This is a genomic window from Salinivibrio sp. MA440, assembly GCF_001996265.1.
Taxonomy (GTDB): domain Bacteria; phylum Pseudomonadota; class Gammaproteobacteria; order Enterobacterales; family Vibrionaceae; genus Salinivibrio; species Salinivibrio costicola.
The window spans coordinates 1-19,927 of record NZ_MUFI01000042.1 but is presented as its reverse complement, the minus strand read 5'-3'; the positions used below and the strand labels follow the sequence as shown (position 1 = coordinate 19,927).

The window sequence follows — 19,927 nt, the reverse complement described above, 5'->3', positions numbered from 1 at the left end:
TCACGATGTGTGCCGCGCGCCCGTTGCACGGCGCCATCGGACATCGGGGTTAAATTTGGCATCGAACGTGACTAGCACCCGTTGGCAACTTGCACATACCCAGCACTATGCCAAGAGCTTGTGTCACCGACGCCAATGGCACCATCGGCGTTAAAGTACGCGTAGGTCGGAAAAGCGCCAGTGCGATGTGACCCTCGTGACTCGATGTAAGTGGCGCGCCTCCGACATCGGGGTTAAATTTGGCACCGATCGTGACTGACGCCCTATCTACTCTCCAAAAAACTGCGTAATTGCGGTGATCATCCCTTGGGTGAGTTGGTGAAGTTGGTCGTCGCGGATGCAATAGGGTGGCATCACATACACCAGTTTACCGAACGGGCGAACCCAAATGCCTTGGGCGGTCATTAAGGGCTGGATATCAGCCAGATTTACCGGGTCGGTCAGCTCTATCACGCCAATTGCGCCAAGCACACGCACGTCCGCCACACATTCCAATGCGCGAGCAGGCGCCAAGCCAGTTTTCAGCTGCTGCTCGATATGCGCGACCGTTTGCGGCCAGTCACTTTCTAGCAAGGTATCAATGCTGGCGCAGGCCACGGCACAGGCGAGTGGATTACCCATAAAGGTAGGACCGTGCATAAAACAGCCTGCATCACCGCCACAGACAGTATCGGCCACATGGCGGGTGGTGAGCGTGGCGGCCAAGGTCATGTAGCCGCCGGTCAGTGCTTTACCGACGCAGAGTATATCTGGGCTGATCCCCGCATGGTCGCAGGCAAATAGTTTCCCTGTTCGGCCAAATCCGGTGGCAATTTCATCCACAATCAGCAGCACATCAAATTCGTCGCACAAGGCGCGCACTTGACGCAGGTATTCGGGATGATAAAAGCGCATACCACCTGCGCCTTGCACGATGGGCTCTAAGATCACCGCGGCCAGTTGACCGTGATGGGTGGCGAGTGCGTCGCGCATAGGCTGCATGTCGTTAGGGTCCCACTCACCGTCAAAGCGGCTTTGTGGGGAGGGCACAAAATGATGCTGAGGCAGAAACCCTTTGTAGAGTTTGTGCATCGAATTATCAGGATCCGTCACCGACATGGCGGCGAACGTGTCGCCATGATAGCCATGACGCAAGGTCAAAAACTGTGCGCGCGACTCACCGCGCCCCTGCCAATATTGCATCGCCATTTTAAGTGCCACTTCTACTGACACAGAGCCAGAATCGGCCAAAAAGACTTGCGTGAGCGGGGCAGGTGAATGTGCGACTAAGCGCTCACAAAGCGAGACCGCGGGCTGGTGGGTAAGACCGCCAAACATCACATGCGACATTTTATCAATTTGCTGATGCGCCGCAGCGTTTAAAGCAGGGTGGTTGTAGCCGTGAATGGCTGCCCACCATGATGACATGCCATCAATCAGAACAGTGCCATCCTCAAGGTGTAGCTCGGCGCCGCTTGCGTGTGAGACGGGCAAGCAAGGCAAAGGGTCGAGCGTTGAGGTGTAGGGATGCCAGATATGCTCACGGTCAAAATGGGTGTTAATGCTCATAAATAAATCAGATGTAAACCAGTGTGATCTTGTTGTGTTGACAGGTTAACGTCTGTGGGTAGACTAGCCAAGCATTAAAACGACAACAACGGGGAAAACCGCGTGGAAATAAGACACAACTGGACCGCACAGGACGTGCAAGCATTGTTCGATAAACCCTTTATGGATTTGCTGTTTGACGCGCAGCAAGTGCATCGTGAATATCATCCTGCCAATCAAGTGCAAGTCAGCACGCTGTTATCGATCAAAACCGGCGCGTGTCCAGAAGACTGCAAGTATTGTCCGCAAAGTGCGCGGTATCGCACCGATGTTGAAAAAGAACGCCTGATGGAAGTCGAACAGGTGCTAGAAGCGGCACACAAAGCCAAAGCCTCGGGTGCGACGCGTTTTTGCATGGGGGCGGCCTGGAAAAACCCCAAGCAACGCGATATGCCATACCTGCTCGATATGATCCAAGGAGTGAAAAGCCTAGGATTAGAAACCTGTATGACACTGGGCATGTTGGATAGCGAGCAGGCCCAAACCCTCTCTGAAGCGGGCTTAGATTACTACAACCATAATTTAGATACGTCGCCTGAGTTTTACGGCAACATTATTACCACGCGGACCTATCAAGAACGCCTTGATACCTTATCTCACGTGCGAGACGCGGGAATGAAGGTATGTTCCGGCGGCATTATTGGCCTGGGCGAAAGTACCCGCGATCGCGCCGGCTTGCTGATGGAGTTGGCCAATATGCCTGCTCACCCAGAAAGCGTGCCGATCAACATGCTGGTCAAGGTGAAAGGCACGCCGCTTGAGAACGTCGATGACGTCGACCCGTTCGATTTTGTTCGCATTATCGCGGTGGCGCGGATCATGATGCCCAAATCGGCGGTACGGCTGTCTGCCGGACGCGAAGACATGAACGAGCAAATGCAAACCTTGTGCTTTATGGCTGGCGCCAACTCGATATTCTATGGCTGCAAGCTGTTGACCACACCAAACCCTGACGAAGACGCGGATATGCAGCTATTTAAAAAGCTGGGTATTAATCGCGAAGCGGTCAGCCAAAAGCCCGATCAAGTCACTGAGCACGACTTACTTGAGCAAGTGGCCGAGCGAGTGGCATCGCGCCCGCAAGAGGGCGATCTGTTCTACGATGCCAGTGTCTAAGCACGATGACTGATACAAGATCAGCGCTGACCCATCGTTATCAGGACGAACTGGCTGCACGCCAGCAACAAGGCTTATGGCGGCAAAGTGGTGACAATGCCGTCGCCGAGTCATGGCGCAACTTTGCCGGTAATGATTACTTAGGCCTCGCGCAGGAGCCGCGGCTGGTGAAAAAGGCGCAGCAGCATCTTGAACGTTGGGGCTTGGGCGCGACGGCGTCGCCGGTGGTGTCTGGTTTTACCGCCGCGCATCAATCCCTTTGTGATCAGCTGTGTGACTGGCTGGGTTACCCGCAAGCGATATTGTTTAACAGTGGTTTTGCCGCCAATCAGGCGTTGCTGTTTACGCTGTTAGCTAAAGACGATGTCTTGTTTCAAGACAAACTCAACCATGCCTCCTTGATTGAGGCCGGCGTATTGAGCCCTGCCACACAGCGTCGTTTTCGTCATAACGACATGGCACACCTTCGCCAACTGCTCGCAAAGCAAACCCAGACTTCCGCATCGCTGATTGTCTCGGAAGGGGTATTTAGCATGGATGGTGATGTGTCGCCAACCGAGAGTCTTGCCGCGATTGCCAATCAATCGGGCGCGCTCTGGGCGCTGGATGATGCGCATGGGATTGGCGTGTTAGGGCAAGAAGGCGAGGGCAGTATCAGTCGTGGCGCGCGGCCGGATATTTTAATCGTGACGTTTGGAAAAGCCCTGGGCGTCGCAGGGGCGGCAGTGCTGGCTTCTCCCACCATCATTGACTATTTACGCCAGTTCGCTCGCCATTATGTGTACTCGACGGCTATGCCACCCGCGCAAGCGGCACTCATTGAAGATGCGATTAGGCTGGCACGAAAAGAGCACTGGCGGCGAGAAATACTCAGCGCCCATGCCGAACAGCTAGCGCAAGGCCTCCAGGACTGGTTAGAAACCGACTCTGCTTTCGAACCGCATTCCTTCAGTACTCATTCTTTAGATAAGCAGCCCTTCCCGCAACTGCTTGCAACGCCTAGCCCGGTCAAGCCGCTGATTATCGGCGATTTGGCAGCATTACAGCAGGTGAATCACGCTCTGATGAAGGCCCATATCCGAGTAGGAGCGATTCGGCCACCGACTGTGCCTGCTAACACCGCACGTCTGCGGATCAGCCTGTCTGCGCAGCATCAAAAAACAGATATCATCGCATTGATTGAGGCGCTTAAGCCGGTATTAGCGAGCGACAAAGCGTGTGGGGTGACAGCATGACCGTCGTCGATAAACAAGCGATTGCTCGCGCGTTTGGCCGAGCCGCGCCCCATTATGATGACAGCGCGACGCTGCAGCGCCGTGTCGGCCAGCGGTTGATGGCATTGGCTGAGTCAGAGCAAAAGGCTGTCCGACATGGTACCGTCTTAGATGTCGGCTGTGGCACCGGCTATTTCACCCAGCAGTGGATGACTCACGCTAAAACAGTGATTGGACTGGATCTCAGCGCTCCTATGCTTGCGACGGCAAAAGCGCGCTGCGGCGATGTCATGCTAGGCATACAAGCTGATGCGGAGCATTTGCCGCTGGCCGATAACAGTGTCGATCTGGCATTTAGCTCGCTAGCATTGCAATGGTGTGACGATTTGCACGTGCCATTGGCGGAGCTGCGTCGGGTCGTCAAACCCGGCGGGAAAATTCTTGTTTCGACACTGCTCACCGGATCCTTGTGTGAACTCGACAGCGCGTGGCAACAAGCATGCGGCACGTCACGAGTGAACCGCTTTATCTCTTTATCAGGGTTACAGCAGGCGACCCAACGCGCCGGGCTGATGCACGCAACCGTGTTGCAAGAAAGCGAACAGCTGACCTTTGCCAATGCCCATGCGGTGATGAAAAGCTTAAAAGGCATTGGTGCCACCTATCGCCCGCAAGGGGCGGGGCAGCAAGGGCTGGCGACAAGAACGCAGTTTAGCGCGGTGGAGAAGGCGTATCAGCGTTTTGCGCTCGCCGCCAACACCTTACCGGCGACCTATCAAATTGGCTACATAGTGATTCACCATCATGCATGACAGTTACTTTATTACCGGCACCGATACCGAAGTGGGAAAAACCTATACCACGGCGGCGCTGTTGCACGCTTTTATCGCAAAGGGCTATCAAGCGGTGGGCTACAAGCCTGTCGCCGCTGGTGCTGATTTAGCGCCTGATCACCAACTAAATAGTGACGCTGTCACTTTGCAGCGCGCCAGTGCGATCGCATTGCCGTATGCCGCGATCAACCCAGTGTTGTTAGAAATGCCATGTTCGCCGCATTGGGCGGCCGCGTTAGCCAATACGCCCATTGATACCCAGATACTAAGCGATGGGTTAGCACATTTAAAACAGCAGGCTCGCCCGATATTGGTAGAAGGTGCCGGCGGCTGGCAAGTGCCACTGAGTGAGACGGAAACGCTGGCCGATTGGGTAGTTACCCATCAGCTGCCAGTGATCATGGTGGTGGGGATTAAACTTGGCTGTTTAAACCATGCTTTGCTCACTGCAGAGGCCATTCGTGCCCGCGGGCTTGAATTAGCCGGATGGGTCGCAAACACGGTTGATCCTAAGGCCCAGCACAGTGACGAGATGGTGCGCTATTTAAACGCCCATTTAGATGCGCCTTGTCTCGGGCACTTGCCGTTTGCTGCCGATGCTTCGCCAACACAATGCGCGAGTCACTTAGATGTTTCGCGGTTGTAAACAATTTATGGAAATGTAGCGATCAAAAAAGCCAGCGCTATGCTGGCTTTGTCTATTCAGTCGCTGATGTAGATAGACAGTTACTTTTGGTCGCCTCGCACGCCCATTAAGCTTTGCTGTATCTCTGCCATTTGACGTGCCGCCGACGCGTCATCTGACGCTAATCCAAGCTCTGAACAGGCTTCATCAAAGCTCATGCCGAGATGACAGGTTAAGATGTCGATCGCGACGCGGTAATTTTCTTGCTCTGCCATGGTCTCACTCCATTGATAACGCGTTGCAAGGATGAAGTATGCAACAGTTTGTGATTTATACTGTCTGATGAGGGTGTCTGCGCGTTGCGAAACAGCCTCGTGAGTATCGTAGTTTTAAACAGCTGGGTATAAATTAGCCTGACTCGAGCGCGAAGACAACTCGACCAAAGTCTATAGTCGTGGCTTTTTGTCTTTTTTATTGGCTTTTTCTGTATTGTTTATTTTTAAATAAATGAAAAATAAGACAAATATATAGCTTGGCGAGAAGTCACATTTTGTTTAGATTAGATGGGAATAACGTGCCACACTAACTGGTCGGAGCTTGATGACGACATCACTTTATTGGTAACAAAATGCATCAAAGGATTGTTTTTATCTTGAATGCCCATACTATTTTCATCAATACAGCTTTCACCAATACAATTTTTACTAATACAACGTCCACCAATACAATTTTTACCAATACAACAAGCAAGCGCTGAACACTGGGTTTAAGCGACGGAGAGACATAATGAAACGCATAGGATTATTTCTTGCTACCAACTTTGCGGTACTGATTGTATTTAGCATTGTGCTAAATATTATTTATGCCGTGACTGGCATGCAGCCGGGGAGCTTGTCCGGACTGCTAGTGCTGGCGGCCGTCTTCGGTTTTGGTGGTTCGATCATTTCGCTACTGATGTCTAAATCGATGGCGCTTCGTTCTGTCGGCGCGCAAGTGATTGAGCATCCACGTAACGAAACCGAGCACTGGCTAATGAACACCGTGAGCCAACAAGCACAACGTGCTGGGATTGGCATGCCAACGGTCGCGATTTATAACTCACCCGACATCAACGCCTTTGCCACCGGTGCTAAGCGTAACGATTCTGTCGTGGCGGTCTCGACCGGGTTAATGCAAAACATGACCCGCGATGAAGCCGAAGCGGTACTGGCGCATGAAATCAGTCACATTGCTAATGGTGACATGATCACCATGACCTTAATGCAAGGCGTCGTGAACACCTTCGTGATCTTTATTTCACGTGTGATCGCAGGGGCAGTCAGTGGCATGAATAGTGACGAAGAAGGCGAAGGCGGCGGCAACTGGATGATGTATTTCCTGATCTCTTCCGTGTTGGAAATCGTCTTTGGTATTCTGGCCAGCATCCTCACCATGTGGTTTAGCCGTCATCGTGAATTCCGTGCCGATGCCGGATCTGCGCAGCTGGTGGGCAAACAGAAAATGATTGCAGCACTTGAGCGCTTAAAAGTGAGCCAAGAGCCAAAGCTAGAAGGATCGATGATGGCGTTCGGTATCAACGGCAAGAAAACACTGAGCGAGTTGTTTATGACGCACCCGCCGCTAGAAAAACGCATTGATGCCTTGCGTCGTGGTGATCACTTATAACGGGCGCTTTTTCATGCTCGACCACAGCCAGCATCAAATCATGCTGGCAAATGATAAGTACCAAGTTTAAGCGGCCTGCGGGTCGCTTTTGGTTTGTGCACGACGCCATTTGATCACATCACTGGCTAACACAGCGCCAAGCACGATCAACGCCATCGCCGCCAGCGTGAGTATGCTAACCGTTTCACCGAAAACCGGTATGGCCATTAACGCGGCCACCACAGGCGTAAATGCCCCCATCGCGGCACTCATTTCAGCTCCTAACCGGCGAATGGCAAAGGCGTAGCTGTAGTTGGCAATAATCCCCACGCCCAAGCCTTGAGCAAGAATGTGATAACCAAGTTCATCGAATGGCGCTTGGAGTAGGTTAAACGAAATAAGCCCACTCAATGCGCCCACCGGCAGCAATAATACAGCCGATATCGCTAATACCGCACCGGCTTCCGCAGCACTTAATCCTGTCACGCGTACGCCAATGGTGAACCAGGCCCAACTGATACTGGCTGCGAGCAAAATCAGATGGCCTTGGGTGACAGGCCAAGGTGAAAAGAACAAGGAGTGCCATAAAAATGCGCCAATACCGAGCACAATCAGACTAATGCCTAATCGTCGTCCCATGGAGAGCGATTCGCCATAAACAGTCCAAGCAATGGTGGAAACAAACAGCGGTAAGATCCCAGGTATTAATGAGGCTCCGTCAGCCACAGGCGCAAACTGCATCCCCGTGGCAGCCAGCAGATAAAACGGTAATCCTGCGCCAAATGCAATCGCAAACAGATAACGTTTGGGGGTAGTGACAATATGGCGTACTCGATGACGACTCAACCAACCAAATAACAACGCGGCGGGTAAGAAGCGCAATAAGGCAATATCGCCACTGGTCAATACCGATAGGCTGGCCTGACGCAATGAAATAAATAAGCTTGCCCAGATGGTCACGGTCAAGCCCATGGCAAGCATGCCCAATAAACGTTGTGAAGGTGCAGGCATCATTAATCACTTCCTTGTCGATTCGTTATTTAAGTGTGACAGCGTCAAAGAAGAGATTGGTGGCAAAATAAAGGATGATTTAAGCCAGGATTAGCGATTATCATCTTTTTATGGCTATAAATTAATAAAAACCATCAAGGAGGCGGTTTGGACAATAAAGACAAAGCGATTCTTGCGTTATTGCAGGATGATGCGCGCCGTACTGTTGCCGAGATAGCCGATGCGGTTGGGCTCTCGTTTTCGCCGTGCGCAAGACGGATTAAAAAGCTTGAGGCTGATGGGATCATTGCCTCATACCAGGTCACACTCAACCGCCAGCGGATTGGGCTAAACATGACATTTTTTGTCAATGTCAGCCTGAGTAACCACCGAGAAGAGGCAATTGTTACCTTTGAGCATGCGCTAGTGGAAATGGATGAAGTGATTAACGGCCATGTGATATCGGGCACGTATGATTATTTACTGGAAGTAGTCAGTCGCGATCTGCCGCACTACGAAGCCTTTATGCGTCAGCTGCAAACGCTCGCCATGGTGAAAGACATCAATACCAATGTGGCGATCCGCGCGGTAAAACAAGGCGCAGCACTCAAGGTATAGCGCAGCGCTCAAGGCATAGCGCAGCGCTTAAAGTCTAGCGCTGCGCCAGAATCACACGATGGAAAAACGGCGATAAACCGATAGTGCGTGATTAGCTAAGGTGCTGGTTGACCCAGTCGCTGAACGCATTTTGTGGCAAAGCACCATTTAAGACATCAACCCGTTCGCCATTTTTAAACACCATCAGGGTCGGAATGCTACGAATGCGATATTGCGCCGCGAGGGCTTGTTGGGCCTCGGTATCAATTTTCACAAAACGGGCACGACCTGATTCCTGCTCTGCCACTGCTTCAAAAGCGGGTGCAAAGCTTTGACAGGGGCCGCACCAGGTAGCCCAGAAATCGACGACAACCGGCTTGTCGCTATTTAATAAAGCGGCAAAGTTATCTGTAGTGCCTTCGATAGGCTTGCCATCGAGCAGTGCCGATTGACACTTACCACAGTTAGGTGCGTCATTAATGCGCGCTTCAGGAATACGGTTGGTTGCTTGGCAGTGGGGGCAGCGCGAGGTAAGAGTTGTCATTGTGCGTCCTCGTTGAATGATTTACCCCTAATGTAAGCGCCTTTGTGTGATAGCCCAAGTTGAAATAATCAATCACTTAAATAGAAAAAGCCGATGACAGTGTCACCGGCTCGTTTTCTTTTGCCTTACCGCTTGCTAGCTAGCCTTGTTAAAGGCCATCAACCACGCCAAGGATTGCGCTGAGCATGTCTCGGCCAAATGCTTGGCTGCGCGCGGGTGACCAGCCAAAGTCAGGATCGGGGTGATTGTTATGATCTTTAAACGGCATTTCGACCGTGTACGACAAACACTTAAAGCGCTCACCAATCCAATTTGAGCCAACGGTTAAGTTCGCTTTGCCTGGTGCATCTTTTTCATAGCCGTGCTCGTCTTGAAACTCCGGCGTCACGGTAAGCAGCGTACGCTTAAATCTGTCTTCCAAGTCCGCCATGCGCGCATCATAAGAGGGGATGCCTTCACAGCCGGCGACAAAGTTATATGGGATGGCCTCGTCACCGTGGATATCCAAACACATTTTTACCCCAGTTTGCTCCATATGGGCACGAACATGATACACCTCGGGGCTGCGTTCAAGGGTGGGCGACTGCCACTCGCGGTTCAAGTTTGCGCCCACCGCATTAGTGCGTAGGTGGCCGCGCACACTGCCGTCGGGATTCATGTTCGGCACCACATAAAAATCAGCTTTTTCTAGTAATGCCTGTGCAGTGGTATCGGTGTCGTCAAGCAATCGGTCGAGTAAACCTTCCATAAACCACTCGGCCATGCTTTCGCCGGGATGCTGGCGCGCAATTAGCCAAATGGGCGTTTTTGGTTGAGCAGACTCGCTTAAATCCGCGCGGATTTTCAACAAACTTATATCACGACCATCCAAGGTTTGTCCTAGCGTTTCGAGCTGGCACTGTGGATAGGTCTGCGCCTGGTGAATGAGATCCAAATGGCGTTCATAGCTATAAGGCGCGAAGTAGGCAAAGTACATCGAACCATGTTGCGGCGTGACCTTAATCGTTAAGGTGTCGCCATCAAACTCGGTTGGCACGCGGAACCAGGTATCGCGGTCATATGAGGCAACGGCTTGGTAATCTTTCCAGCCTTCAGGATAGGCCGACCCAGCGAGCTGTTGAATGTGGAGTGTATGAGCCTGATCCACGTCCGCTTCTAAGCGAAAATGGAACCACTGATAAAATTCAGATTGATTGTCATGATGAATGGCAAGCTGGATATTATTGATGTCGCTATCATTCAGAACGCGAATATTCCCGCTATCGAACTGACTAAAAATACGCATAGAGCATCCTTTTTCTGTTGAAGGGCCAGCTGTGTTTGCGCCGGAAGGATAAGCCTTATTATTATTTTCGCTTCGTCTGTTGCCTATTTGAGCAGACATTGGGCGTTTACAGGCTTATGCTGATTAATCTCAGTGATTATCTTGCCGTGCCAAAGGTGAGCTGGCAAGGTGCTATCAAGATTCAAGCGAACTCTCCAGCCTTTTGACACAAAAAAGGAGCCATTATGCAGCTTCACGATCAGGCACTACTCAAATCTCAAGCCTTAATCAATGGCCAATGGGTTGATGCCAATCATCAAACCACACGTTCAGTCACGAACCCTGCTAACGGTGAGTGCTTGGCAACGGTGCCCAATATGGGGGCGGAGGAAACACGTCGCGCGATTGATGCTGCCGACGCCGCCTTGCCCGAGTGGCGAGCACTTACCGCCAAAGCTCGAGCTGAGATCCTCTATCGCTGGTATGAGCTCATGCTCGAGCATACCGAGGACTTAGCCGCGATCATGACCGCCGAGCAGGGCAAACCGCTGAAAGAATCTGCCGGTGAGATCCAATACGCCGCGTCGTTTTTGCAATGGTTTGCTGAAGAAGCCAAACGTGTGAATGGCGCAACTATTCCTGCCGAGCAGGCCGATAAACGCATCTCCGTGATCAAGCAGCCCATAGGTGTGACAGCAGCCATCACGCCTTGGAATTTCCCCGCCGCCATGATCACCCGTAAAGCAGCGGCCGCGCTTGCTGCCGGTTGTACCATGGTGGTCAAACCGGCCAGCGACACCCCTTTATCAGCGTTGGCGTTGGGTGAATTAGCGCAGCGTGCCGGCGTACCTGCTGGCGTGCTAAGCATTATCACCGGGACGGCGGGTCCGATTGCAGATACCTTATGTGCCGATGAACGTGTGCGTAAACTCTCCTTTACCGGCTCGACCGACATTGGCGCGCAGCTAATGGAAAAATGTGCGCCAAGCATTAAAAAGCTGTCGTTGGAGCTTGGCGGTAACGCCCCATTCATCGTCTTTGATGACGCCGATATTGATACTGCCGTAGAAGGGGCGATTGCCGCTAAATTCCGCAACGCGGGACAAACATGCGTGTGCGTGAATCGCATTTACGTACAATCGCGTATTTATGACGCATTTGCTGAAAAATTCACCCAGGCAGTGAGCCAATTACGCGTTGGGCAGGGTACTGACAGCAACGTTGACATTGGTCCGTTGATTAATCGTGGTGCCATCGACAAAGTAAAAGCACACCTGGACGATGCCCAGCAACACGGTGGTGAGATTTTATTGGGGGGTGACTGCCCCGATTTAGGCGACAACTTCATCCAACCGGCGGTGATTAAACACGCGACCTCGGCGATGCGGATTGCGAAAGAAGAGACCTTTGGTCCTGTCGCACCGCTGTTCGCTTTCGACGATGAAGCGGAAGCCATCGCCATGGCCAACGATACCGAATTTGGCTTAGCGTCGTATTTTTATGCCCGTGACATCAGCCGTGTACACCGCGTTGCCGAGGCGTTGGAATATGGCATGGTGGGGATTAATACCGGTTTGATCTCAACGGCGGTAGCACCGTTCGGAGGGGTCAAACAATCTGGGTTAGGACGCGAAGGATCGCAATGGGGCTTGGATGAATACCTCGAAATGAAGTACCTATGTTTGGCGCTGTAACCATGTGCTGGCATAACGACACACGGAAAGCGTGTACATCTGGTGTGGAAAATTACTGACACATCATCAACACGCTACCTGGGTTATAGCCGCGAGACTGGTGAGATTGTCGCCGTATTGGCGACGATCTCGTCACTTGGATTGTTTTTTATCAGCTTAATGTATGAATATTTGTGATTCGGCACATCTGCTCTGTTGTTGCCTTTTCATCCGTGGTAAAACTTAAGAGATGCGTAAGACAAGTCCAACCGTTGCGTTCACGCAGCATGTTGGCGAACCAAACCAAGTGGAGATACAAGTTTGATCAATGTTTTTCTTGTAGATGATCACGAGCTGGTTCGCACAGGGATTCGGCGTCTTTTAGAAGACGTTCGTGGCATAAAAGTGGTAGGGGAAGCCGACAGCGGTGAAGCCGCACTCAAGTGGTGCCGGCAAAATCACGCCGATATTGTCCTGATGGACATGAATATGCCAGGTATCGGCGGGTTAGAGGCCACACGTAAGTTGCTTCGCTACTCGCCAGACGCCAAAATTATTGTGCTCACAATTCACACTGAAAATCCGTTCCCAACCAAGGTGATGCAAGCCGGTGCGGCAGGGTATCTCACCAAGGGCGCAGGGGCTGATGAAGTAGTGAATGCGATCCGCATGGTGAACAGTGGCCAACGCTACATTTCACCTGATATTGCCCAGCAAATGGCGCTGAGTCAGTTTTCTACCTCTTCTGATAATCCTTTCAAAGAGCTGTCAGAGCGCGAACTGCAGATCATGTTAATGATCACCAAAGGGCAAAAAGTGACCGATATTTCAGAGCAGTTAAACCTCAGTCCAAAGACGGTGAACAGTTATCGCTATCGCTTATTTAGCAAGCTAGATATCAATGGTGATGTGGAGCTAACCCACCTTGCTATTCGTCACGGCATGTTAGATACCGAAAGCCTTTAAAGCGAAGTTAAGCAGTACGAGATCGCGCAGTGCCAAACACCTTTGATGCCAAGAGTTTTCTTAAAACCGTGCCTCACCAGCCAGGCGTTTATCGAATGATGAACGCCACCGGTGAGATCATTTATGTGGGTAAAGCGAAAGATCTCAGCAAGCGATTAGCCAGTTACTTCCGGCTTCAGGTGTCGAGTGAGAAAACCAAAGCACTCGTCCGTCACATTGCTGATGTGGAAGTCACCGTCACCCACACTGAAACCGAAGCGTTAATTCTTGAGCACAACCTGATCAAGCAGCATCGTCCAAAATACAACGTCTTGCTGCGTGATGATAAAACCTACCCGTACATTTACCTCAGTGGCCATGAGCACCCACGGCTGGCGATCCATCGTGGCGCGAAAAAGAAAAAGGGCGAATATTTTGGCCCGTTTCCCGATGCCAACGCGGTGCGTAAAAGCCTGCACTTATTGCAGAAAATCTTTCCTGTTCGCCAGTGTGAAGACTCGGTGTATGCCAACCGCAGCCGTCCGTGTTTAATGTATCAAATTGGCCGCTGTGCCGGGCCGTGTGTGTCTGGGCTGATCAGTGATGAAGAGTATGCCGAGCAAGTTAATTTTGCCCGCATGTTTTTACAAGGCAAAGATCGCGAAGTGATCGATAGCTTGGTCGCCAAGATGGAAACTGCCAGCCAACAGCTGCAGTTTGAAAAGGCCGCCGAGTACCGCGATCAAATTCAAGCGTTGCGGCGCGTGCAAGAGCAGCAATTTGTCTCGCAAGACAGTGACGATGATCTGGATGTGATTGGCTTTGCAGTCGAAAATGGTGTCGCCTGTATCCATGTGCTCTTTTTGCGCCAAGGCAAAGTGCTGGGCAGCCGCAGCCATTTCCCCAAGATGCCTGCCGAGACCGAGCCAGGTGAAGTGGTTTCAAGCTTTGTCAGCCAGTTTTATTTGGCGCAAGCAGAAGGGCGCACCATTCCAAGCCATATTCTGATTTCAGACGATATTGGCGATGATCTTGGCTGGCTATCGACGACCCTGAGTGAAATCGCCGGGCGTAACGTCCAGCTACAAAGTCGACCAAGGGGCGCTAGAGCGCGATTCTTAAAGTTGGCCAACACCAATGCGCGCACCGCCTTGACCAGTAAAATCAATCATCGGATGACCATCCAACACCGTTATCAGGCGCTACAACAAACCTTGGGCTTGGAGCCGGTTAAACGGATGGAGTGTTTTGATATTAGCCACACCATGGGAGAAAAAACGGTCGCCTCTTGTGTGGTGTTCAATCAAGATGGCCCCCTGAAAAAAGAGTACCGCCGTTATAATATTGAAGGGATCACCGGCGGTGATGATTATGCGGCGATGGCGCAAGTGCTGACGCGTCGGTATAGTAAGCAAGTTGAACCGGAAAAAATCCCCGACATTATCGTGATTGACGGCGGCAAAGGGCAGCTTAATCGCGCCTGGGAAGTGCTTGAGCCCCTAATCGCCGACTGGCCGATTAACCCGCTGATATTAGGCGTGGCAAAAGGCACCAGCCGTCGACCTGGGCTAGAAACCTTAATTAAGATCTCAGGCGAAGAATTTTCGCTGCCGTCCGACTCGCCAGCCTTGCACCTGATTCAACATATTCGTGACGAAAGCCACGACCATGCGATTGCCGGACACCGCGCCGCGCGAGGCAAAGCACGCAAACAGAGTGTACTCACACAAATCGACGGGATTGGCCCGAAACGCCGCCAAGCACTACTCAAATACCTCGGCGGGCTCCAAGAGCTGAAAAACGCCAGTGTCGAAGAAATCGCCAAAGTGCCAGGCATCAGTGCAACATTGGCAGAGAAAATTCATTCCTCATTGCAAGGTTAGCGGCAATGGGGCACCATAACCTAGTTACTCCTAAAATAAAAAGCTGAGCATGCGTCTAAATATACCTACCATTCTGACCTTTTTGCGCATTGCGCTGATCCCGGTCTTTGTTGTTGCTTATTATCTTCCCTACGCGTGGGCGCCGTTTGTGGCGGCACTGATTTTTATTATTGCGGGGGCGACGGATTGGTTAGATGGCTATTTAGCACGCCGTTTAAAACAATCGACTCGATTTGGCGCATTTCTCGATCCCGTTGCCGATAAAGTGATGGTGGCGATTGCCATGGTGTTGATTGTCGAGCACTATGCGTCTATTTGGGTCACGATTCCCGCTGCCACCATGATTGCGCGCGAAGTGATTATTTCTGCATTGCGAGAGTGGATGGCCGAAATTGGCAAACGTGCCAGTGTTGCGGTGTCTTGGGTAGGTAAATTTAAAACCGGCTCGCAAATGTTCGCACTGACCATGCTGTTGTGGCATGGCGCCCCTTGGATTGAGTGGTTAGGGTATATTGCTTTGTATGTCGCAGCAGGCCTAACGTACTGGTCGATGTATCAATATATGATGGCAGCCAAAGACGATTTGCTGGCCGATCCTGATGGCGACTAAGCCCTAACGACCCATATCGCCAACGCACCAGCGACAAAAACGCGCGACAGCGCGCAACAAAAAACGCAGCCCCGTTAAGGCTGCGTTTTGTCGTTTAGCGCTTAGGAATAGTCAACACAAATGCCGCGCCTTGTAATACCGAGTCCGTGACGTGGATATTACCATCGTAACTAGCGATAATTTCATCGCACACGGCCAAGCCAATTCCGGTGCCCGGGTTCAGTTGATCGGCGCGCACGCCGCGTTGAAATATGCTCTCTCGATAGCACTCCGGCACCCCAGGGCCGTCATCTTCAATGATAAGCTGAAACACCTCGCCTTGATCCTCTACGCGCACTTTCACTTGCTCAAGGCAGAATCGATAGGCATTTTCTAACAAGTTACCGAGTAACTCCATCAAATCACTGTGGTGTATCGGCAAAGAGGCGTGTTGATCAAATGCGCGGATCACTTTAACCGGTTTATCGCGATACGCTTTATCTAACATCCCGGCCAAGCTATCGATAGGCGCAGACAGTGGGCTATCTTCGCGTTTTAACCCACATTGCCCCACCAACGCACGTTTTAGTTGATACTGCACCATGTCATCCATTTGGCTGACTTGCTCTAGGATCCGTTTGTTCAGTGCTTCACGCGATAAGCGATTGTCGTCTAACAAGGCGTTGGTGGCCGACAAGCGCGTTTTTAAACTGTGAGCCAAATCATCCATCGCGTGACGATAGCGCGTTTTTTGCTTCTCGCGTTGGGTGATCATCCGGTTAAGCGCTTGGGTAACATCTTGCAGCTCATCAGGATAATCATCGTCCAAGGTTTTTTGCCGTGATTCGGTAATCGCAATCAGCTCTCGTGCCAATCGGCGCAGCGGAGAAAAACTCCAATGGCAGGCGGCGATTACCATGGCAGAGGCCGAAAGAAACAGCAAACTGATATAAAACCAGGTCTCTGTCTCTAAATCAGCTAACTGTTGTTTTTGCGTATCCACGTTACGCAGCACAAACAGCCGGTTATCACTGTCGCCAGGTTGCTTATCGGAAGACAGCCGTTGAGCAACCACGTTAAAGCCCGCAATAGACAGGTACTGCGGTTTTTTGGTCAGATCAGGCAACAGCGCGCAAATATCGTCGATATCAAAGGCGCGAACATCGCGGGAGGTCCAAAGCGTATGTTTATCTCGCGTACAAAGAACGGACATATAGTCGCTGCTAGAGGGATCCAGCGATTGGATCCACGCCGTGAGCTCATCGGCGCGAATCAATCCATCTTTACTCAGTTGCGCCATGACCATGGGAACTTGTGAGGCCAGATCGCGAGAATAAGCGGCCATCGAGCTTTGTTGATAGAGCTTATTAATTAAAGCGGCTAGGGCGATAGAAAAAACCAGTATTATACCGATAGACGTCGCAAGCACTCGAGTGCGCAATCTTGGTCGACAACGACACAAGGTAAATTGGCCTAGTTTCATGATTCACTCAGCTTGAATTTCAAAAAGATACCCTTGACCTCGCACGGTCGAGATCGGGTTGCTATGGCCGCTTTGGAGCAGCTTTTTGCGCAGGCGACTGATCATCACTTCAATGGTGTTCGGATCGCCATCTTGATCGTGATAAAGCACATCGAGCAAGCGCTGCTTGGAAATCACCTCACGGCTATGACGCATCAAATACTCAAACAAATCATACTCAAACGCGGTTAACTCAAGTGGCTGGCCGTTCACCGTCACCGCTTTGGCTAACAAATCGAGCTCAATGTCACCGGCGGTAATCGTGGGTTTGACAAAGCCAGCACTTCGGCGCACCAAGGCATTGAGGCGGGCAACCAGCTCCGGCTTTTGAAACGGCTTAACCAAGTAATCATCAGCGCCAGCATCTAGACCCGTGACTTTGTCTTGCCAGTTCGCCCGTGCGGTCAACACCAAAATAGGCAGGCGCAAGCCTTTGGCACGAATGTCCCGAATCAAGCTAATCCCATCTTGATCGGGTAGGCCCAAATCAACAACGGCAATATCGTTGGGGTATTGATCGGCAAAATACAGCCCCTCGCTCGCCGTCTTGGCACAGCGAACATGGTGCCCAAGCTCGGTGAGCTCAGTGTTTAGGTGATGACTTAAAATCGAATCATCTTCAATAATCAATACCTGCATAAAAGCCTCTTTAAAACAAAAAAGCGCCCATGGTTGGACGCATTGATTATAAGTTTTGTTGGCTGAATTGTGCCTGACGTGACGTCGTTCTCTTCGACGGCTTACACCAAAATAATCATTAAGGTGCCGGCGAGTGTCAGGATCACGTTGGCAATCGCATAGGTGCCCGCGTAGCCCAGTGCTGGAATGGTACTGCGCGCGTGCTCATTGATCATATCCATCGCCGGGGCACAGGTGCGTGCGCCAATAATCGCACCAAACAATAAGGCGCGGTTCATTTTAAGCACATAGGCCCCCACCAGATAAGCAATAATCACGGGGATCACGCTAATCACAATGCTGGCCAAAATCACCGAAAAGCCCATATCCGCGATGTAGTCAAATAGCCGGCTACCGGCACTTAAACCAATCCCGGCCATAAAGGTCATCAGGCCTAAATCTTTGACCATATTCAGCGCCCCTTGTGGCACATAGCCGAAGGTAGGGTGGTTGGCGCGTAAAAAGCCAAGGCTGATCCCTGCCAGCAGCAAGCCGGCGGCATTACCCAGCCCAAAGGTCACTTGGCCAAAAGTGAGGGTGATCATCCCCAACCCAAGCCCCAGAATAAAGAAGCAACAAAACGCGAGCAAATCCGACATCTGGCTATGAATCGAGATAAAACCAATCCGATCCGCCAGCCCTTTTACGCGGCTTTTCTCGCCACTGATTTGCAACACATCGCCTTTATTCAGAATAATGCCTTGGTCCATCGGCATCTCGACTTGCGCGCGTACCACGCGGTTTAAAAAGCAGCCATATTCCGACAAGCTAAGATCGGACAGCTTCTTTTGCGCCACACTGTCGTTTTTCACCACGATTTCTTCTTCGACGATGCGCAAATCAAGCAAGTCACGATCAAACACTTCTTTACCGTTTCTAAAACTGGGGTCAAGGCGCGCATGGCTGTCTGGGTAGCCTACTAAGGCAATCTCGTCCCCTTGCTGCAAAATGGCATCGCCATCGGGGTTAGCCAAAATGCCGTTACGGCGAATCCGCTCGATATAACAGCCGGTTTGGCGATAAATACCCAGCTCACGCAGATTACGGCCATCAATCCAATCAATCAGCTCTGGGCCAACCCGATAGGCGCGAATAATAGGCAGATACACTTTACGCTGTGACTCACTGCCTAACCCGCGCTCAATCGCAATTTGCTGAGCAGAGTGCTCCAGGTTATGGCGTTGCAGCTTAGGCATTAACTTGGCAAGCACAATCAAACTCACCAAACCGGTAAGGTAGGCCATGGCATAGCCGACACTGAGGTTATCGATCATCATCCCCAGCTGCTCGCCATCGGTGCCGGTTAAGCCAGAGTTAAGCGCATCTTTCGCGCCCACGAGCACCGGAGTAGCGGTGAGTGCGCCTGCCATCATGCCAGTGGCAATGCTGGTATCCAGCCCCAACTGATCTTGAAAAAACAACGTCAACCCAATGGCGCTTAACAACACGGTGAGCGCGAGCAATAGGTAAGATTTTCCGTCACGGAAAAACACGCCAAAAAAGTTCGGCCCTGCCTCGATACCGACACAGTAGATAAACAACATAAAGCCGATGCTGAGTGCGTCGGGCGAAAAGGTAAACCCGGCATTACCAAAAATGATTGCGGTGAACAACACGCCGATGGATCCACCGAGTTGCACACTACCAATTTTGATCTTTCCGACGGCCAGGCCGAGCGCGAGCACCACAAAAAGGAGTAAAATATCGTTTTGAAGCAGGAGGTTATTGACGTCTATATTCACAGCACAAATGTCCGACAGCGCGTGCAGAGGGTTAATGTGGTGAAAATTATACCAACCTTAATCACATTTTGTTGGACAAATTTAGTGAAATACACAGAAAAGTTGGGTAAAAAAAGACCGCTTGGCTGATTTTTTCAACGTAAACAACAAAAAGCCCCATCGACTGATTTTTAAGGCGCCCCTATACAAGCCCCTAGACTCAAGCCAACGTCCCCTTACCAGACCCACAGAATAAGCGCTCGCTAACATTTTGGACATTAGGACATGAAAAGCTAACAAGGTATTTGATAGGCTACTGCCACAATCGACATTTTTAAGGCCTGTTGGATGCCGCAAACCGGCGGGCGGTAGCGTGGAGAAATACTGGATAGATAACCAGCTTATCGCCTCGAGCACCGCAATGGCATGCACGTTTTGTCATCATGCATTCACGCTTTCTCAGTACAAGAAACTATAAATACAATATAATCAATGCATTATA

Annotated in this window: 18 protein-coding genes; 10 read left to right on the top strand and 8 right to left on the bottom strand. The window is 51.2% G+C overall.

The genetic code is table 11. The features are described from left to right. Positions 1-267: 267 nt before the first annotated feature. Positions 268-1,542: an adenosylmethionine--8-amino-7-oxononanoate transaminase gene (gene bioA, locus BZG80_RS12500; protein WP_198532951.1), complete on the bottom strand. Its 1,275-nt coding sequence runs from the start codon at positions 1,540-1,542 to the stop codon at positions 268-270. Between the two features lie 108 nt (positions 1,543-1,650). Here bioA and bioB point away from each other — a divergent pair, with 108 nt between their 5' ends. The 4 genes from bioB to bioD are packed head-to-tail and all read left to right on the top strand — an operon-like array spanning position 1,651 to position 5,396. Beyond that, a complete protein-coding gene (gene bioB / locus BZG80_RS12495; protein ID WP_077679494.1) occupies positions 1,651-2,703 on the top strand; it encodes a biotin synthase BioB in 1,053 nt (350 codons plus the stop codon). A 5-nt stretch (positions 2,704-2,708) separates the two neighbouring features. Next, on the top strand, positions 2,709-3,938 hold the full coding sequence (locus BZG80_RS12490) for an aminotransferase class I/II-fold pyridoxal phosphate-dependent enzyme (RefSeq protein WP_077679493.1): 1,230 nt from the start codon (positions 2,709-2,711) through the stop codon (positions 3,936-3,938). Next, positions 3,935-4,729, top strand: coding sequence for a malonyl-ACP O-methyltransferase BioC (gene bioC, locus BZG80_RS12485; protein ID WP_077679492.1), 795 nt, complete (start codon positions 3,935-3,937; stop codon positions 4,727-4,729). Before BZG80_RS12490 ends, bioC begins: the two co-directional genes overlap by 4 nt. After that, positions 4,722-5,396 carry a dethiobiotin synthase gene (gene bioD, locus BZG80_RS12480; RefSeq protein WP_077679491.1) on the top strand — a complete coding sequence of 225 codons (675 nt, stop codon included), beginning with the start codon at positions 4,722-4,724 and terminating at the stop codon, positions 5,394-5,396. The genes bioC and bioD overlap by 8 nt, the downstream gene beginning before the upstream one ends. Before the next feature lie 80 nt (positions 5,397-5,476). Here the strand turns inward: bioD and BZG80_RS15985 are convergent, their stop codons facing one another. Then, entirely contained in the window at positions 5,477-5,650 is a 174-nt protein-coding gene (locus BZG80_RS15985) for a hypothetical protein (protein WP_021024399.1), read from the bottom strand. 511 nt (positions 5,651-6,161) lie between these two features. Here BZG80_RS15985 and htpX point away from each other — a divergent pair. Continuing rightward, on the top strand, positions 6,162-7,040 hold the full coding sequence (htpX, locus tag BZG80_RS12475) for a protease HtpX (RefSeq protein WP_025673171.1): 879 nt from the start codon (positions 6,162-6,164) through the stop codon (positions 7,038-7,040). 66 nt (positions 7,041-7,106) lie between these two features. Here the strand turns inward: htpX and BZG80_RS12470 are convergent, their stop codons facing one another. Further along, on the bottom strand, positions 7,107-8,033 hold the full coding sequence (locus BZG80_RS12470) for a DMT family transporter (protein ID WP_077679490.1): 927 nt from the start codon (positions 8,031-8,033) through the stop codon (positions 7,107-7,109). Between the two features lie 144 nt (positions 8,034-8,177). On the opposite strand from BZG80_RS12470, the gene BZG80_RS12465 reads away from it, so the two are divergent. Continuing rightward, on the top strand, positions 8,178-8,627 hold the full coding sequence (locus BZG80_RS12465) for an Lrp/AsnC family transcriptional regulator (protein WP_077461312.1): 450 nt from the start codon (positions 8,178-8,180) through the stop codon (positions 8,625-8,627). Positions 8,628-8,718: 91 nt separating this feature from the next. Here BZG80_RS12465 and trxC read toward each other — a convergent pair whose 3' ends face one another. Both trxC and BZG80_RS12455 read right to left on the bottom strand, forming a co-directional pair. Next, positions 8,719-9,150, bottom strand: a complete 432-nt coding sequence (gene trxC, locus BZG80_RS12460) for a thioredoxin TrxC (RefSeq protein WP_021024404.1) — start codon at positions 9,148-9,150, stop codon at positions 8,719-8,721. Between the two features lie 148 nt (positions 9,151-9,298). Continuing rightward, a complete protein-coding gene (locus BZG80_RS12455; protein ID WP_077679489.1) occupies positions 9,299-10,435 on the bottom strand; it encodes a M14 family metallopeptidase in 1,137 nt (378 codons plus the stop codon). Between the two features lie 224 nt (positions 10,436-10,659). Between BZG80_RS12455 and BZG80_RS12450 the strand changes: the two genes are divergently transcribed. From BZG80_RS12450 to pgsA, 4 genes are all read left to right on the top strand, one after another. Next, positions 10,660-12,108 carry an NAD-dependent succinate-semialdehyde dehydrogenase gene (locus BZG80_RS12450; RefSeq protein WP_077679488.1) on the top strand — a complete coding sequence of 483 codons (1,449 nt, stop codon included), beginning with the start codon at positions 10,660-10,662 and terminating at the stop codon, positions 12,106-12,108. Between the two features lie 300 nt (positions 12,109-12,408). Next, on the top strand, positions 12,409-13,053 hold the full coding sequence (gene uvrY, locus BZG80_RS12445) for a UvrY/SirA/GacA family response regulator transcription factor (RefSeq protein WP_077461315.1): 645 nt from the start codon (positions 12,409-12,411) through the stop codon (positions 13,051-13,053). Positions 13,054-13,082: 29 nt separating this feature from the next. Then, positions 13,083-14,915, top strand: a complete 1,833-nt coding sequence (gene uvrC, locus BZG80_RS12440) for an excinuclease ABC subunit UvrC (RefSeq protein ID WP_077461316.1) — start codon at positions 13,083-13,085, stop codon at positions 14,913-14,915. Positions 14,916-14,964: 49 nt separating this feature from the next. Further along, positions 14,965-15,525, top strand: coding sequence for a CDP-diacylglycerol--glycerol-3-phosphate 3-phosphatidyltransferase (pgsA, locus tag BZG80_RS12435; protein ID WP_077461317.1), 561 nt, complete (start codon positions 14,965-14,967; stop codon positions 15,523-15,525). 94 nt (positions 15,526-15,619) lie between these two features. On the opposite strand, the gene BZG80_RS12430 is transcribed toward pgsA, so the two are convergent. The 3 genes from BZG80_RS12430 to BZG80_RS12420 form a co-directional block, all read right to left on the bottom strand. Next, positions 15,620-16,987, bottom strand: coding sequence for an ATP-binding protein (locus BZG80_RS12430; protein ID WP_077679487.1), 1,368 nt, complete (start codon positions 16,985-16,987; stop codon positions 15,620-15,622). A 3-nt stretch (positions 16,988-16,990) separates the two neighbouring features. Then, a complete protein-coding gene (locus BZG80_RS12425) occupies positions 16,991-17,665 on the bottom strand; it encodes a response regulator (protein ID WP_021024412.1) in 675 nt (224 codons plus the stop codon). A gap of 101 nt (positions 17,666-17,766) precedes the next feature. Then, positions 17,767-19,446 carry an aspartate:alanine antiporter gene (locus BZG80_RS12420; protein ID WP_021024413.1) on the bottom strand — a complete coding sequence of 560 codons (1,680 nt, stop codon included), beginning with the start codon at positions 19,444-19,446 and terminating at the stop codon, positions 17,767-17,769. Positions 19,447-19,927 lie beyond the last annotated feature (481 nt).

Coding starts and splice junctions, on each gene's coding strand:
- BZG80_RS12490 (WP_077679493.1), top strand. CDS start 2,709: ATGACTGATACAAGATCAGCGCTGACCCATCGTTATCAGGACGAACTG.
- bioC (WP_077679492.1), top strand. CDS start 3,935: ATGACCGTCGTCGATAAACAAGCGATTGCTCGCGCGTTTGGCCGAGCC.
- bioD (WP_077679491.1), top strand. CDS start 4,722: ATGCATGACAGTTACTTTATTACCGGCACCGATACCGAAGTGGGAAAA.
- BZG80_RS15985 (WP_021024399.1), bottom strand. CDS start 5,650: ATGGCAGAGCAAGAAAATTACCGCGTCGCGATCGACATCTTAACCTGT.
- htpX (WP_025673171.1), top strand. CDS start 6,162: ATGAAACGCATAGGATTATTTCTTGCTACCAACTTTGCGGTACTGATT.
- BZG80_RS12470 (WP_077679490.1), bottom strand. CDS start 8,033: ATGATGCCTGCACCTTCACAACGTTTATTGGGCATGCTTGCCATGGGC.
- trxC (WP_021024404.1), bottom strand. CDS start 9,150: ATGACAACTCTTACCTCGCGCTGCCCCCACTGCCAAGCAACCAACCGT.
- BZG80_RS12455 (WP_077679489.1), bottom strand. CDS start 10,435: ATGCGTATTTTTAGTCAGTTCGATAGCGGGAATATTCGCGTTCTGAAT.
- BZG80_RS12450 (WP_077679488.1), top strand. CDS start 10,660: ATGCAGCTTCACGATCAGGCACTACTCAAATCTCAAGCCTTAATCAAT.
- pgsA (WP_077461317.1), top strand. CDS start 14,965: ATGCGTCTAAATATACCTACCATTCTGACCTTTTTGCGCATTGCGCTG.
- BZG80_RS12430 (WP_077679487.1), bottom strand. CDS start 16,987: ATGAAACTAGGCCAATTTACCTTGTGTCGTTGTCGACCAAGATTGCGC.
- BZG80_RS12425 (WP_021024412.1), bottom strand. CDS start 17,665: ATGCAGGTATTGATTATTGAAGATGATTCGATTTTAAGTCATCACCTA.